Origin of the sequence: Pseudomonas sp. UBA5568 (genome assembly GCF_002425525.1) — a bacterium.
In the GTDB taxonomy this organism is placed as follows: domain Bacteria; phylum Pseudomonadota; class Gammaproteobacteria; order Pseudomonadales; family Pseudomonadaceae; genus Aquipseudomonas; species Aquipseudomonas fulva.
Genome location: NZ_DIMK01000054.1, coordinates 235,378 through 250,024 on the forward strand (window position 1 = coordinate 235,378; position 14,647 = coordinate 250,024).

The 14,647-nt window shown below is 60.8% G+C and carries 15 protein-coding genes; 9 read left to right on the top strand and 6 right to left on the bottom strand.

Annotated elements, in window-relative coordinates; all coding sequences use genetic code 11:
• The first annotated feature begins 72 nt into the window (after positions 1–72).
• From B2S33_RS18510 to B2S33_RS18525, 4 genes are read left to right on the top strand one after another with little or no spacing between them, the layout of a single operon-like run.
• Positions 73–990, top strand: a complete 918-nt coding sequence (locus tag B2S33_RS18510) for a DUF72 domain-containing protein (RefSeq protein WP_288650812.1) — start codon at positions 73–75, stop codon at positions 988–990.
• Positions 987–1,772, top strand: a complete 786-nt coding sequence (locus B2S33_RS18515) for an endonuclease/exonuclease/phosphatase family protein (RefSeq protein WP_288650813.1) — start codon at positions 987–989, stop codon at positions 1,770–1,772. The genes B2S33_RS18510 and B2S33_RS18515 overlap by 4 nt, the downstream gene beginning before the upstream one ends.
• A complete protein-coding gene (clsB, locus tag B2S33_RS18520; protein ID WP_145279952.1) occupies positions 1,769–2,971 on the top strand; it encodes a cardiolipin synthase ClsB in 1,203 nt (400 codons plus the stop codon). Before B2S33_RS18515 ends, clsB begins: the two co-directional genes overlap by 4 nt.
• On the top strand, positions 2,971–3,924 hold the full coding sequence (locus B2S33_RS18525; RefSeq protein ID WP_288650815.1) for a lysylphosphatidylglycerol synthase domain-containing protein: 954 nt from the start codon (positions 2,971–2,973) through the stop codon (positions 3,922–3,924). Before clsB ends, B2S33_RS18525 begins: the two co-directional genes overlap by 1 nt.
• A 178-nt stretch (positions 3,925–4,102) precedes the next feature.
• Here B2S33_RS18525 and B2S33_RS18530 read toward each other — a convergent pair whose 3' ends face one another.
• Complete coding sequence (locus tag B2S33_RS18530; RefSeq protein WP_027915593.1) at positions 4,103–4,327, bottom strand: metallothionein; 225 nt, start codon at positions 4,325–4,327, stop codon at positions 4,103–4,105.
• 2 nt (positions 4,328–4,329) lie between these two features.
• A complete protein-coding gene (locus B2S33_RS18535; RefSeq protein ID WP_288650816.1) occupies positions 4,330–4,788 on the bottom strand; it encodes a phosphotransferase system, HPr-related protein in 459 nt (152 codons plus the stop codon).
• A 147-nt stretch (positions 4,789–4,935) separates the two neighbouring features.
• On the opposite strand from B2S33_RS18535, the gene ligD reads away from it, so the two are divergent.
• Genes ligD through B2S33_RS18560 form a run of 5 tightly spaced genes read left to right on the top strand, consistent with a single transcriptional unit; the run spans position 4,936 to position 10,558 of the window.
• A complete protein-coding gene (ligD, locus tag B2S33_RS18540; RefSeq protein WP_288650818.1) occupies positions 4,936–7,446 on the top strand; it encodes a DNA ligase D in 2,511 nt (836 codons plus the stop codon).
• Between the two features lie 34 nt (positions 7,447–7,480).
• A complete protein-coding gene (locus B2S33_RS18545) occupies positions 7,481–8,524 on the top strand; it encodes an acyl-CoA dehydrogenase family protein (protein WP_288650819.1) in 1,044 nt (347 codons plus the stop codon).
• Complete coding sequence (locus B2S33_RS18550; RefSeq protein WP_027915597.1) at positions 8,521–9,276, top strand: PIG-L deacetylase family protein; 756 nt, start codon at positions 8,521–8,523, stop codon at positions 9,274–9,276. The genes B2S33_RS18545 and B2S33_RS18550 overlap by 4 nt, the downstream gene beginning before the upstream one ends.
• An 11-nt stretch (positions 9,277–9,287) precedes the next feature.
• Entirely contained in the window at positions 9,288–9,887 is a 600-nt protein-coding gene (locus tag B2S33_RS18555) for a class I SAM-dependent methyltransferase (protein ID WP_027915598.1), read from the top strand.
• Complete coding sequence (locus tag B2S33_RS18560; RefSeq protein ID WP_059184005.1) at positions 9,884–10,558, top strand: glycosyltransferase; 675 nt, start codon at positions 9,884–9,886, stop codon at positions 10,556–10,558. The genes B2S33_RS18555 and B2S33_RS18560 overlap by 4 nt, the downstream gene beginning before the upstream one ends.
• Before the next feature lie 6 nt (positions 10,559–10,564).
• Here the strand turns inward: B2S33_RS18560 and B2S33_RS18565 are convergent, their stop codons facing one another.
• The 4 genes from B2S33_RS18565 to B2S33_RS18580 form a co-directional block, all read right to left on the bottom strand.
• On the bottom strand, positions 10,565–11,425 hold the full coding sequence (locus B2S33_RS18565; RefSeq protein WP_288650821.1) for a Ku protein: 861 nt from the start codon (positions 11,423–11,425) through the stop codon (positions 10,565–10,567).
• Positions 11,426–11,529: 104 nt separating this feature from the next.
• Positions 11,530–12,117, bottom strand: coding sequence for a nucleosidase (locus B2S33_RS18570; protein WP_027915601.1), 588 nt, complete (start codon positions 12,115–12,117; stop codon positions 11,530–11,532).
• A gap of 219 nt (positions 12,118–12,336) precedes the next feature.
• Complete coding sequence (locus B2S33_RS18575) at positions 12,337–13,290, bottom strand: class I SAM-dependent methyltransferase (protein ID WP_288650822.1); 954 nt, start codon at positions 13,288–13,290, stop codon at positions 12,337–12,339.
• On the bottom strand, positions 13,290–14,636 hold the full coding sequence (locus B2S33_RS18580) for an iron-containing redox enzyme family protein (RefSeq protein ID WP_110606511.1): 1,347 nt from the start codon (positions 14,634–14,636) through the stop codon (positions 13,290–13,292). The genes B2S33_RS18575 and B2S33_RS18580 overlap by 1 nt, the downstream gene beginning before the upstream one ends.
• Between the last annotated feature and the right edge of the window lie 11 nt (positions 14,637–14,647).

Consider the following 14,647-nt stretch of genomic DNA (forward strand, 5'->3'; position numbering starts at 1 on the left):
ACTGCGCCTGAACCCTCCTGCCACTGCGCTGGTCGCAATGGTGAATGGAATGGAGATGCGATAGGAGGCAGCGTGAGCGAGGTACGCATTGGCATTTCAGGATGGCGATACGGCCCTTGGCGCAGGGATTTCTACCCCAAGGGCCTGCGCCAGGATGACGAACTGGCCTTCGCATCGAAGGCGGTCACGACCATCGAGATCAATGGCTCGTTCTACAGCCTGCAAACGCCCGAACGCTATCAAGCCTGGCATGACGCCACACCCGATGACTTCGTCTTCGCCGTCAAGGCACCGCGATACATCACCCACATCCGCAGACTCAAGGACATCGACACGCCATTGGCCAATTTCTTCGCATCCGGGCCGCTTCTTCTGGGCAACAAGCTCGGCCCGTTCTTATGGCAGTTCCCTGCCAACATGCGCTTCGACGCTGAGCGATTCGGTGCATTTCTGCAGCTGCTACCGCGTGACCGAGCCGCTGCCAAACGTAGCGCCAATGGCTGCGAGCAACGCCTGCAAGGTAACGGCGGTACGCAGATAAGCGGGAATGCACCCCTACGCCATGCGGTGGAAATACGTCACGAAAGCTTTCTGTGCGATCGCTTCGTGGAACTGCTGCGCCAGCACAACGTTGCCTTGGTGGTGGCCGACAGCGCGGGTAAGTGGCCTTACGTCGAAGACGTCACCGCAGACTTCATGTATATGCGCCTGCATGGCGATGTCGAACTCTATAGCAGCGGGTATACCGTCAGCGCGCTTCGCCGTTGGAAGAAACGTATCGAACAGTGGACTGAGGGAAGCCAGCCCGAAGACGCACATCTGATCGTACAAGGGCCGCCACCCCGGTGCCCAACGCGTGACGTGTACTGCTATTTCGATAACGATCAGAAAGTCCATGCCCCTTACGACGCGCGCCGACTGCTGGAAAAGATGCACTTGGACCACGAATTGATGACCGAGCCGGGCGCCGAGCCGGAGGTTAAGCTGTGAACCCTACACTCCCCGCGCCAAACTGCATCATCGACAAAATCACCGCCGTGCACCGCCTGAACGTGCTGACGCTCAACGTGCACAAAGGCTTCACCTTCTTCAACCGCCGCTTCATCCTGCCGGAGCTGCGCGATGCGGTACGGGCCACAGACGCCGACCTGGTGTTTCTCCAGGAAGTGCATGGCAGCCACAAGCAGCATGCGATCAGTCATCCCGCCTGGCCGGAGGCGCCCCAGTACGAGTTTCTGGCAGACAGCATGTGGCCGCAATTCGCCTATGGGCGCAACGCCGTCTACCCCCATGGCGATCACGGCAACGCCTTGCTCTCCAAATTCCCAATCGTAGGTTCAGAGAACCTCGACGTATCGGTCGAGGGAAACGAACAGCGAGGTCTGCTGCACTGTCAACTGGAGGTGCCGGGCCATGACGAGGTACATGCAATCTGTGTACACCTGGGGCTACGGGAGGCACACCGCCAGAAACAGGTGAGTTTGCTGTTCGAGTTGCTCGACCGCCTGCCTGCCAAGGCGCCCGTGATCATCGCCGGGGATTTCAATGACTGGCGTCTGAAGGCAGATGCCGTGTTGTCAGAGCGCCTGATTGAGGCATTTGGCGAGCGTTTCGGCTCGCCGGCCCGCAGTTTTCCCGCGCGCCTGCCGCTGCTTCGGCTCGACCGGATCTACGTGCGCAATGCCATGCCCCATGCTGCAAAGGTTTTATCCAACTATCCGTGGTCGCACCTGTCCGACCACGCCCCCTTGGCTGCGGAGATCAACGTGTGAAAAGACCTTGGGTCGATGGCAACAGCGTCGAGCTGTTGATCAATGGTGAGGCGTTCTACCCGCGAGTCTTCGAGGCCATGGGCCAGGCGCGCGATGAAATTCTCCTTGAGACATTCATCATCTACGAGGACAAGGTTGGCCATCAGTTGCAGCGTGCCCTGATCGAGGCAGCGCAACGCGGGGTTCGTGTCGAAGTGGTTGCCGATGGGTATGGCACCGCTGACCTGTCAGCTGAATTCATCGGAGCGATGACCGAAGCGGGGGTGAGGTTTCACTTGTTCGATCCCCAGCCTCGTCTGGCTGGCCTGCGCACCAACCTGTTCCGCCGCCTGCATCGCAAAATCGTCGTGATCGACGGGGAGCGTGCGTTCATTGGCGGCATCAACTATAGCGCCGATCATCTCGGCGACTATGGGCCGATGGCCAAGCAGGACTACGCCGTGGAGGTCACCGGTCCAGTGGTCGCCCAAGTGCATGCCGTGAGCCGTCGACTGATGTCGCCGGTGCTGGAGCCCCCAAGCGAGGTGCGCCCGGTTACCGACCCCACTGGCGACATCACCGCCGTGATGGTAGAGCGGGACAACGGCCAACGCAGCACAGCGATCGAAGCGTATTACCTCGAAGCCCTGCGTGGCGCTCGTAAGCGCATAGTGGTAGCCAATGCCTATTTTTTCCCAGGCTATCGCCTATTGCGCGAACTGCGTAACGCCGCGCGTCGAGGGGTTGAAGTGACCCTCATCATGCAAGGTGAGCCGGACATGTGGTGGGTGCGTACGCTGGCTCGCCTGCTCTACAACTACCTGCTTCGCGATGGGGTGCGGATCCATGAGTACTGCCGACGCCCCCTGCACGGCAAAGTCGCGCTGGTGGACGACGAATGGTCCACGGTCGGCTCGAGCAACCTCGACCCGCTGAGCCTGTCGTTCAACCTTGAAGCCAACCTGTTCATCCGCAGCCGCGCCTTCAACCAACAGCTCCACGACCATTTGCAGTCGCTGGCCAGCGAACAGTGCAAGACGGTCACCCTTGAGCGAATGATCCGCGGCTACTGGTGGCGGGCGCCGCTGATCTTCTTGAGCTTCCATGTCATACGTCACTTCCCGCGCATTGCCGGCTGGCTACCTGCGCATCGCAAGCGCCTGAAGACGCCAGGGCAAGCGGTGGAGACCCAAGGCAACCTGCACGGGGGCAACACCTGATGGAACGAAAACGTTGGCAAGTGTGGGCCAAGCGTCTGTTCACGGTCCTGTTCCTGATCCTGATCCCGGCGTTGTTGTTCACGCTGGCGCGCAACCTGGACTGGAACGAGGTACGTGAATCGCTGTTGACCTACAAGCCCGGCACATTGGCTGTCGGGTTGGTCATGGCACTGATGAGCTTCCTGATCTTCGCCAGCTATGACCTGTTGGCTCGTGCCTATACCGGTCACAAGTTGCCGGTGCGTCAAGTGCTGCCGATCGCTTTCGTGTGCTACGCCTTCAACCTCAATTTCACCACTTGGGTAGGCGGGGTCGCGTTGCGCTATCGGTTATATGTCAGGCTCGGGCTCGATACCCCCACCATCACACGCATCCTGACCTTGGGGCTATTGACCAATTGGATGGGCTACATGCTGCTGGCAGGCGGCGTGTTTGCAATGCGCCTGGTTGAGTTGCCGGCAAACTGGGCCGTCGGCACCACCGGGCTGCAGCTGATTGGCTTTGCGTTGCTGGCCATCTCGATCGGCTACCTGCTAGCCTGCGGTTTTGCCAAAAAACGCACTTGGCGCTGGCGCGAACATGAACTGACGTTACCCTCGCTGCGCCTTGCGCTATGCCAGGTGGCCTTGGGTGCCAGCAACTGGGCAATGATGGCGCTGCTGATCTTCTGGCTGCTGCCAGATCAGGCATTCTATCCCTCCATTCTGGGGGTGCTGTTGATCAGCTGCGTGGCCGGTGTAGTGGCCCACATACCGGCAGGGCTCGGGGTGCTGGAGACGGTATTCCTAGGCTTGCTCCAAGGACAGATTCCACAAGGCAGCCTGGTTGCAGCCCTATTGGCCTATCGAACCTTGTACTACCTGATACCGCTGGTGTTGGCGGTCATCACCTACCTCGTGCTGGAGAAGCGCGCCAAGGCCATGCGCCGGCAAGACTCGGCAGCACCAACGTGATTGATAGGTAAGTAGAGCAGGGATAGCGCAGATCCCGACTTAGCTCAGCTCCTTGGAGCGGTCTTGCCGGGGCGCCGGTGAGGCCGCGCCCACACACGGAAATTCGCTAGCTATCACAAACAATGCAAAGCAGGTTGAACAGGCCGGGTCTGCCCGAGCAGACCCGGCTCAATATCCCTCACGGCGAAATAGGATCGCTCGCAGGGAAAGTCTCATCCAGTGCATTGTCTACACTGGTTTCCTTCTTTTGCTCGACCTTGCCACAGGTACAGTCTGGCATGCGGCATGGCTCGCCGTTGCGGTGTCCGGTTGCACACGCTTCGCAACAGTAGGCCTTGCCATTCTGCGGCAAGGTGCTCACCGTGCAGGAACACTCGGTACAAGCGCAGCGTAATTCGCTCATGATCAGCTCCTTTCGTCTTCTTCAATTGCATCATCAGTCCACGGTTTCCCGTCAAGCGGGTTGGTGCGGGCCAGTTCTGCTTCGTCAAGGCCACGGCCGCCGCCGATTTCGATCGCGTCAACTTCGGTCAGGGCCTGATCGGCAGGGCCGCCATATCCAGGCTCATGAGGATCTCGGGCGCCGGTCTCATCCAGCAGCGTGTCCGGGCTCAGGTCGTCATCGGTGACGCCGTCCTCATGCAGGCTGTCGGTCAGTGCCTCGCCGCCGGTCAAGCCGCTCTGGCGCACCCGTTCCTCCGGAAACTCCTGCTCCACTTCACTTTCTGGCCGCTCATCACCTACCCGTCCCTGACGGTCATCAAGGCGATCACTGAAGTTCAGCTCATGCACGCTGCCCATTCGATCCTCGATGTCATCGATCTCGGTCGGGGTATAGGCTTTGGGTTCATCGTGTCTGGACATTACGCCTCTCCATCAGTTGGCTTACCCAAAGTCGACTGCTCTGCACCCAGGAAGATTCAGAGTTTTACGCGGCTACCGGCGGTTTTTTGAACTCCAGCGCTGTTCGCCACCTCCCAAGATCAAGACAGCGCAGGTTCCGGAGTTCCCATGGCCAAGCCCCTCGAGGAATACGCGCGCAAGCGCGATTTCAACGCCACGCCTGAGCCGAGCGGCAAATCCGGCCGCACCAAAGCGGCCCACGCATTACAGTTCTGCATTCAGAAGCATGACGCCAGCCATCTTCACTATGATTTCCGGCTGGAACTCGACGGCACGCTTAAAAGTTGGGCGATTCCAAAAGGCCCTTCCCTGGATCCGAAAGTCAAACGCCTGGCCGTGCATGTCGAAGACCATCCGCTCGATTACGCCACGTTCGAAGGCCATATTCCGGAAGGTCACTACGGTGGCGGCGATGTCATCGTCTGGGACCGTGGCGTCTGGGAGCCGGACGGTGATCCGCGTGAGGGGTACGAGAAAGGAAAGCTACGCTTTCGTCTGCAAGGCGAGAAGCTCGCTGGCATGTGGAACCTGTTCCGAACACGGCTGGCAGGCAAGAAAGAGCAGTGGATGCTGGTCAAGTCAAACGACAGCCAGGCCCGCAGTGAGGCGCAGTACTGTATCGTCGAGGAACAGCCCGACAGCGTGCTGAGCGACCGGACATTGACCCCCAAGCCTTCTGCGAAGACGGCCAAACGGGCTAAAAGTAAGCCTGCCCCGGCCAAGCAGGCCGCCAAGTCCAAGTCCAAGTCCGGTAAACTACCAGACCACCTACAGCCGCAGTTAGCCATGTTGGTCGATTCACCGCCTTCCGGGGAGTGGCGGTATGAGGTGAAGTACGACGGATATCGCATCCTTGCGCGCATTGAGGGCGATGATGTACGGCTCTACACCCGCAATGGTCATGACTGGAGCGCCAAAATGCCCGGCCAGGTCGCTGCGCTACGCGCATTAGGTGTGGACTCTGCGTGGCTCGATGGCGAGATGGTCGTCAATGACGATCAAGGGGTTGCAGATTTTCAGGCCCTGCAGAATGCATTCGATACCGCTCATGATGAACAAATTACCTATTACGTCTTCGACCTGCTGTTCCTGGGCGGCCAGGATCTACGCACCCTTCCCTTGCAGCAGCGACGCGACGCGTTGAAGCGTTTGCTCGAGCACAACACTGCGGACAACCTCAACTACTCCGCAGACTTCGACGAGCCGGTCGAAGCGTTGCTTGAAAGCGCCTGTACGCTGGGCCTTGAAGGCCTGATAGGTAAGCGCGCCGACAGCAGCTACACAGGCAAGCGCAGCGCCGACTGGATCAAACTCAAGTGCAAGCGGCGGCAAGAGTTCGTGGTAGTGGGCTATACCGACCCCAAGGGGAGCCGCAATGGGTTCGGCGCCTTGCTGTTGGCTCTGCACGAGGGCGACGGGGGCACGCTGCGTTACGCCGGCAAGGTCGGCACCGGCTTCAGTACCACCACTCTGGATACGCTGCACGCACGACTCGAACCCCTGCAGACCGCCAGCCCCCCTGTGGCCAACCCCCCCACTGGAGCCGAGGCCCGCGGTGTACATTGGCTCAAGCCCACCTTGCTGGCCGAGATCGCTTTTGCCCAGATGACGCGTGACGGTGTAGTACGCCACGCGGTATTTCACGGCTTGCGCGACGACAAGCCGGCCACTGCTATCGACCTGGAGCGCGCCATGCCGAGCAAGACCGTCCATAAGCGCAAGGCGGCCAAGGACACCGATACGCTGGGCGACCTGCGCCTGACCCACCCTGATCGCGTGATCGATCCCACCTCAGGCATGACCAAGCGCGACGTCGTCGAATACTACGCCCAGGTCAGCCAATGGATCTTGCCGCACCTCAAGCACCGGCCGGTTGCGCTCGTACGCGCGCCAGACGGCCTCGCCGGGGAACTGTTTTTCCAGAAGAACGCTGGTCAGCTGCACATTCCAAACGTGCGTACATACGACAAAGAGCAGGCCGGCCAAGCCGCCATGGTGATCAACCGCCCCGACACCTTGCTGGGCGCTGTGCAGATGAACATGCTCGAACTGCACACCTGGAACGCCACGGACACACACTTCGACCGGCCAGATCGTTTCGTGCTCGACCTGGATCCTGACCCGGCCCTGCCCTGGAAAGCGATGCTGGAGGCCACGCAGCTGACCTTGACCCTGCTGGACGAACTGGGTCTGAAGGTGTTCATCAAGACCAGCGGGGGCAAAGGTATCCACCTTGTTGTCCCGCTGACGAGAAAAGCGAGCTGGGACGACGTCAAGGATTTCAGTCACGCCATCGTCACCTACCTGGCAAAACTGTTCCCTGATCGGCTCACCGCGGTGTCCGGCCCCAAGAACCGTGTGGGCCGTATCTTCATCGACTACCTGCGCAATGGCAAAGGCGCCACCACGGTGTGTGCCTATTCGCTGCGTGCTCGCGAGGGCTTGCCGGTTTCAGTGCCCGTCTGGCGTGAAGAGCTGGCGCAGCTCAAGGGGGCCAACCAGTGGACCATCGCCACCGTTGGCGAGCGACTGGCCGATGCCCAGGACCCTTGGGCCGACATGAGCAAGACCCGTCAATCCATCACGGCGCGGATGCGCAAACAACTTGGCCTCACGTGATGGCCGACGTCTACCGCTACAGGGAGTTTCGCGCATGAGCATGCCTCAGGACCACGACCTCACCCCGTTGGACCGCTTGTTGCGCACGTACGAGGAGCGGCTGCAGCCCCTCAATGTCGATACCCAGTCACTCGAATTGATGAAAACCTTGCGGTCCCAGTGCCTGGACGTGCTACCGCGCCCGGGTCACGGCAGGACGCTGGAGCGCTGGCAGACGTTGTCGCGCGTGGCCGGCTGTGACCTGGCTTTGGCCAAGCTCTATGAGGGCCACACTGACGCTTTGGCGATTCTGGCCGAATGTGGCGCTGGCCATCTTGTAGGCGATGGGATCTGGGGTGTGTGGGCCGCAGAGCCGCCGGATGCTCGCGCCGTCGTTGCATCCAGAGACGGAGATTGCGTTCGCCTTGCCGGGAAGAAGGCGTGGTGTTCGGGCGCCTTGCAAATCGACCAGGCCTTGATCACCGCCTGGGACGAGTCGGGTCTACCGCAGCTGGTTGCCATCCGCTTGTCCAACCCAACCCTGGGTCTGAATATCGAGCACTGGCAGGCCGTAGGCATGGCAAGCACCGCCAGCGTCGAGGTCGAATTCAACGACACGCCGGGTATGCTGGTCGGTACGGCGGGCGAGTATTTATCAAGGCCTGGCTTCTGGCACGGCGGCGCGGGCATCGCCGCCTGTTGGTATGGGGCGGCCGAAGCGCTGGCCGACTACCTGCGCGAGCATTGCCGCAAGCCCAAACCGGACTCCCACGCCGATGCGCACCTGGGCGCCGTGGATGCCGCCCTGTGCGGCGCTCGGGCGGCATTACGTGAATGTGCCGCCTGGATCGATCGCAATCCAGGCGCCGATGCCAGTCTCATCGTGCAGCGCGTGCGCGCCCACGTCGAACACGCCGTGGAGCACGTCATGCGACATGTAGGCCGCGCGTTGGGCGCAACACCGTTTTGCCGTAATGCACACTTTGCGCGGTTGAGCGCTGACCTGCCAGTGTTCATTCGTCAGAGTCACGCCGAACGAGACCTTGCAGCACTCGGCGCGCAGATCGCACAGCTTTCTTCCGGAGCATGGCAGCTATGAGTGAAGACCTGATCCAGTCCAATGACGGCACGCCCTGGTCAGCGTGGCAGCACTCGGCCCACCTGGCCCGGGCCACCTGGGTCTCTGCCCAGCAGCTCTGCCCACCGGGTCGACGCCTGGTACTGATCGCCCCACATCCAGATGACGAGATTCTCATGGCCGGTGGTCTGCTGGCCGATTTTGCAGGGCGCGAAGAGGACCTGGTGCTGATCTCGGCGACCGACGGCGAAGGCAGCCATCCTGGCTCGACTCGCTGGACAGAGCATCGCCTGCGTCGCGACCGGCCGCAAGAAAGCCGCAAGGCCATCGAGCAGCTCGGGCTGGACCCCAAGCGCATCGATTGGCGCCGCCTGCACCTGAAGGACAGTCAACTGGCCAGGGAGGAAGCCTTTCTGGTTAGCCACCTGACTCAGCTGCTGCGCCCGGAAGATGTGCTGATGACAACCTGGCGCGGTGACGGCCACTGCGATCACGAGGCGGTAGGCCGGGCCGGCGCGCAGGCAGCGTTGGCGCGTAAGGCCCAGTTGGTGGAAGTCCCCGTATGGGCATGGCACTGGGGCCAACCCGAGGATCCACGTCTGCCCTGGGAACGTGCGCACCGCTTGCAACTCAATGAGGATCAGGTGGGGCGCAAGCGCAAAGCCATCGCTGCACACGTCAGCCAGTTCGAACCTGACGGTTGTACACCGCCGGTGCTACGCCCCAACTTGCTGGACTGCGTGCTACAGCCCTTCGAACTGGTCTTCTTGTAAAAGGATCTGCCATGAGTATCGATGCCCAATATTTTGCCGACCTGTATGCCGCCAATGAAGACCCTTGGGCTTTTCGTACCCGCTGGTATGAAAAACGCAAGCGCGACCTGGTCATGGCCAGCCTCCCCCGGCAGTGCTACGAGCGTGTGTTCGAGCCGGCCTGCGCCAATGGCGAACTCAGTGTGCTGCTCGCCGAGCGCTGTGCCGAGCTGGTGTGCCAGGACCTCGACCCGAAAGCCGTGGGCCTGGCCACTGATCGCCTGGCCGATATCCGCCACGCACGGGTAGAACGCGCTCGCCTGCCTGCCGACTGGCCGGGCGGGCGTTTCGATCTGATCGTGCTCAGCGAAGTGGGGTATTACCTTGATCCCACCGACTGGTTGCAGGTGATCGAGCAGTCTGTTGCCAGCCTGTCCTATGATGGAGGCCTGTTGGCGTGCCACTGGAAGCATCCAATCGCCGGGTGTCCGCAGGACGGGCGCGAGGTGCATCGGATGCTGTCCAAACACCTGCCGCTATACCCGGTGTTCTGCCACGACGAGGCCGACTTCATCATGGCCTACTGGTCCAACCAACCCAGCGTGGTAGACCTTGACGAGACGTGCGTATGATCGGCGTCGTCATTCCGGCACACAACGAGGCCCGGCGTCTGGGGCGATGCCTGAAGGCCGCCTCGGCTGCTGCCCAATACGCTGCGGCGGCAGGTCATCACGTCGCCATTCTGGTGGTTCTGGATCGCTGTACCGACGGCACCGCCGCCGTCGCACAGCGCCACGGAGCACACACCTTCGCGATCGAAGCTGGCAACGTCGGTATGGCCCGGCGCGCGGGTGCCGAATGGATGCTCGCGCGCGGTGCGACTTGGCTTGCCTGCACGGACGCAGACAGCCAGGTCCCTGCCCACTGGCTGACGGCACAGCTCGAATGCGGCGCTGAAGTCGTGTGCGGTACGGTCCACGTGAGCCACTGGCAGCCTTGGCAAACCGCTGCGTTGCGCAAACTCTATCTGAGCCGCTACGAGGCACGTGATGGTCATCGTCATATCCATGGCGCCAATCTCGGCGTGAGCGCACAGGCCTATCAGAGCGTCGACGGGTTCCAGCCTCTGGCGGCCCACGAGGATGTGCGTCTGGTCCGGGACCTGGAAGCGCTGGGGGTACCGATCAGTTGGTCAGCCGGGCACAGTGTGGCTACCAGCAGCCGACGCGAGTGTCGCGCACGCGAAGGGTTTGGCGATTACCTGGCCGGCCTGCAGGAGCACCTGCAGGCCAAGCACTTGTGACTGCCGTCAGGAAGCATTGCGCGTGCGTTTGGCGGGCCTCTTCGCTGCAGCAGGTTTCTTTTTGGAAGGCGCAGGGCCTTTGCCGCCGAGGCTGCGCTTGAGCAGCTCGGTGAGGTCGATGATATCTGCGCCCTTCTCGCCGCCGGTGTCCTCGCCTTTTTCCACCGTCTCGATCTTGCCCTTGCTGGCCTTTTCGGCAACCAGTTCCATGATCGTGTCTCGAAACGCGTCATGATACTCGTCCGGTGACCAGGTGCCGGCCATGTCTTCAACCAGACGTTTGGCCATATCCAGCTCTCGTTTGTCCACTTTGGCCTTGGTCACTGTAGTGTCCAGTTCGAGCGTGTCGAGCCCACGCACCTCATCTGGCCAGCGCAACGTGATCATCACCAGGGCCTCGTCCAGGGGCCGGATGAGTGCAAGGTGCTGGCGGGTGTGGAGTACGACTGTCGCCAAGGCCACTTTGCCGGTGGTAGCCAGCGTTTCGCGCAAGAGCGCGTAGACCTTGCCCCCACGCCGGTCAGGGCTCAGATAGTAAGGGGTATCGAAGTGCTGAAGGGGAATGTCCCCCGCATCCACGAACGAAAAGATGTCGATCGTCTGGGTGGCTTCCGGGCGCGCCTTGCGGATCTCCTGTTCACTGATCACCACATAGCGGCCCTTCTCGTACTCCACGCCCTTGACGATGTTTTCCTTGTCAATGTCCTTCCCAGTGACCTTGTTGATGCGCTTGTAGCCCACCGGGTCCATGCTGCGCTTGTCCAGCCAGTCGAAATCAACGCGTTCACTGCTGACGGCGGAATTGAGCGCCACGGGTATGTGTACCAAACCGAAACTGATGGCGCCTTTCCAGATTGCCCTGGCCATTGACATGCTCCCTGAGTGATCTGCTGATACCTCAAGTGACTGCGCTACTTGGGCAAAGGTTTAACCGCAGCGCTGGGTGGCTAACACAGCCATTGAACAGAAACTCAGCCAGGATTGAAGAGCACCCGCTTGAAGGCTTCGGCCGCCAAGTGCACCTGCACGGACCAGTCGCTGGCCGCATCACTCCCGGCATCGTCCGAGATGTATTTCAGACACACGAACGGGATGTTCTCGGAGCGTGCGATGAGCGCCAGCGCGTAGGCCTCCATGTCGACCACGTCATAAGGTGCATCACCGTGGCTGATCTCGAAGTTGTCCCCGGTGCCACAGGTTTCTACGGGTAAACCTGAAATGGCCAGCCCATGCTCGAGCACGACAGGGATGTCGGACAGCGGTGTTTCGTAGCGCGCAAACCCGAGGGGCGTGACGTCCATGTCACGCTGGACGAACCGTGTGCAGCACACCAGGCTGCCCTTACCATGCAGCCGACTGCCTGCCGAACCGAGATTGACGATGAGCCTGGGCCTGCGCGTGGTAACGGCGCGGGTAAGTGCAATCGCCGCGTTGACCTTGCCAATGCCGGTGAAGACCGTATTCATATGCCCGAACAAACCACCCGCCTCTGCCTCCAAGGCGAAGACGAACAGCGTGTCTTCAAGGGCTACACGTGGGAACAGCGGGGTCAGCATCATGGTTACGGTCCTTGGCACAACGGTGATGGATCCCGCTATTCTCATTGAACCGGTGGTGAAATCAAACACCTACGCACGAAGGCCGGACTGCCAAAGAGGCACCCGGCCAGAGTGCCCCTGCAAGCAGCGGTAAAGATGAAATGTGTGATGTGATACCGAACCCCGGAGACCGCTGTGCGCCCCATGGGGCACATCTGGATATCGCTCAATCCTGTACCATCACCGATTACGCGTAACCGTCAGTGCCACAGCCGCAATACGTTCGACTCGCTCATAGCCTGGCTCCAATAATTGCTCGCCGAACACGTCAGGGTCGATCTCTCGATAGACCCAGGAAAATTCAGGGCCGGCCAGTTGCTCGCGAACGCCTTCGAGCAAAGCGTCCTGCCCCTCAACGATGGCAACGCCGGTATAGAGCAACAGTGATCCTCCCACGGTCAGTCGCGCAAGGCTCTGCTCGATGATGCGACGCGACAAGTCAGCCCCAAGCGATCCTCCGCCATGACGATACGTGCGTTCCCCGTCATCAAGCATGTAGGGAGGATTGGCCACGATCAGGTCGAACTGACCCGTCACGTCCTGGAGAATATTGCTGTGTTGAACAGAGACATTACTGACGTCGGCGAGGGCTGTATTGACCGCAGTAAAACGCAATGCATTGGGATTGATGTCCACGGCGGTTACCTGTGCATGCTGCGCAGCCCGGGCGATCACCAATGCGCCCACCCCTGTGCCACAGCCGATGTCCACCGCACGCTCAATGCGCTTGAGGGTCGATTGCAGGTGATCCTGGATCACATGGGCGAAACGATAGCTGTCAGGGCCAAAGAACACCGCATCGCTGGCCTGCGTAGGGTAAGCCGAGTGCACCAGCATCACCCCGTCCAGGGTCGACCAACGGACGGTGCTGGCCAGCAGGTCTCGATGAGTGTTCACTACGCCGGCGGTTTTCATCAGGTCGAGCTCATCGTCCGACAGTATCGAGGCGGCAAACGGCCGACTCCAACCAAACACATCGCGGACGGTGCAGGCCTTCTCGGCGCCTGGCCGGGCGTTGACCAAAGCATGGGTTGCGGGTGTCACGCAGGTAAAATGATAACCATCGGCGCGAAGGCGCTTACCCAACTGGAGTAAGGCCTGGTCTGCGGCTGTCTGAGATGAATCGAGGGGCATCAGTGAGATCCTTCCTGGAGCAGGCCAGTGGCCTGTATGTAAGCCCGGGTCGCGACCAATCCTTCGGGCGTCGCATGTTTGTTGCCGGACATGGCACCGATCAGCGTATCCATGTCGTAGTCCGCAGTGCACGGCCGTCGATTACTCGACGTCTGGTCCTGCAATTGCAGGGCTGCCTCCCAGGTACCCGGTAGCACCCGGCGAATGCGCGATTGCGACCCTGCGGCGATCCAGTCGTGCCACAACTGCTTCTCGTAGGCGGTAAATACACCATACATGGGCGCGGTCGGCCCCTCGATCAGTTTCCACCAGCGGCTTTGCTCGGGAGCCTCGCCTCGGCGAATCCAGCCTTGGGCCTGCATGGCTTCAAGAAAGGCCGGCATGGCGCCTGGCTCGGCCAGCCACTGATTAATGGTGCGTTTTTGCAGACGGCAGTGGTCCGAATGCATGAACTGACCGAAATTGCGCTTGTGTTCCAGGGCCTGGAGCAGCTCTGCTTCCAAGTCGAAACGTGCGATGAGCGCAGGGGTGCTGATCCCCAGATCATTGAGCCGGTAGCCCCGACGGACGCGCTCATAAAAACCCGCCACGTCATCGGCCGGGCACAATTGGCGCAGCGCCTGGAGCGACAGATGGGCATGCCCGCTGGCGGCATTGTCGATGGTGACATGCAGCTGGAAGTAAAATCCGTCGATACCCAGCTCTGCCAATTCGTACGTTGTAATCAGCAGATGCAAAGGCGGCTGTTCATAGCCAAGGTTGTAGCCAATCACTTCGGGTAGATAGTCCTGGCCATACTCGCCGAGCGCCAATTGCAAGGATGCCTGCAAGTAGCGACCATCCTCCAGGTCCGGACGCTCCAGGCAGCCGAGCCGGCTCATCAGGCGCTGGTAGATTAATACATGGTTGCAGCGAGGATCACCGCTGCCCAGTTCTTCGAGGTACGTACGGATAAGACCGTGATAGCGTGGATCTTGCCATTCCCGCAAAGCACTGAACAGCCAGGCACCGTCTACAACCTTAGTGGGCTCAACTTGTTGCAGGAACCACAAGGCCTGGGCCCGGTTAGCAAAAAAGCGCCGCGGGCCGCCCTGCTTGCGCTGATCCAGATAGGCTTTGTAGCCCTCGGCCACACCGGCAGCGTGTTGCAAACTCCAGGCGTCGAGTTGCGCCGGATCATCTGGCAAGTCGTCAGGCATGTCCTGAGCTTGCTCCAATTGGGCATCAAGCCAGGCCCGGCTGCTGGTGTCATGGCCCTCGAGCAAGGCGTGGTAACGGTCCTTCAGGCTGGGGGCGACAGATGGGGCTTGGACCATCGCGGCGGTCTGGCGGGTCATGACCGTCATGGCATATTCCT

Coding starts and splice junctions, on each gene's coding strand:
- B2S33_RS18525 (WP_288650815.1), top strand. CDS start 2,971: ATGGAACGAAAACGTTGGCAAGTGTGGGCCAAGCGTCTGTTCACGGTC.
- B2S33_RS18530 (WP_027915593.1), bottom strand. CDS start 4,327: ATGAGCGAATTACGCTGCGCTTGTACCGAGTGTTCCTGCACGGTGAGC.
- B2S33_RS18535 (WP_288650816.1), bottom strand. CDS start 4,788: ATGTCCAGACACGATGAACCCAAAGCCTATACCCCGACCGAGATCGAT.
- ligD (WP_288650818.1), top strand. CDS start 4,936: ATGGCCAAGCCCCTCGAGGAATACGCGCGCAAGCGCGATTTCAACGCC.
- B2S33_RS18545 (WP_288650819.1), top strand. CDS start 7,481: ATGAGCATGCCTCAGGACCACGACCTCACCCCGTTGGACCGCTTGTTG.
- B2S33_RS18550 (WP_027915597.1), top strand. CDS start 8,521: ATGAGTGAAGACCTGATCCAGTCCAATGACGGCACGCCCTGGTCAGCG.
- B2S33_RS18555 (WP_027915598.1), top strand. CDS start 9,288: ATGAGTATCGATGCCCAATATTTTGCCGACCTGTATGCCGCCAATGAA.
- B2S33_RS18560 (WP_059184005.1), top strand. CDS start 9,884: ATGATCGGCGTCGTCATTCCGGCACACAACGAGGCCCGGCGTCTGGGG.
- B2S33_RS18565 (WP_288650821.1), bottom strand. CDS start 11,425: ATGGCCAGGGCAATCTGGAAAGGCGCCATCAGTTTCGGTTTGGTACAC.
- B2S33_RS18570 (WP_027915601.1), bottom strand. CDS start 12,117: ATGATGCTGACCCCGCTGTTCCCACGTGTAGCCCTTGAAGACACGCTG.
- B2S33_RS18575 (WP_288650822.1), bottom strand. CDS start 13,290: ATGCCCCTCGATTCATCTCAGACAGCCGCAGACCAGGCCTTACTCCAG.
- B2S33_RS18580 (WP_110606511.1), bottom strand. CDS start 14,636: ATGACGGTCATGACCCGCCAGACCGCCGCGATGGTCCAAGCCCCATCT.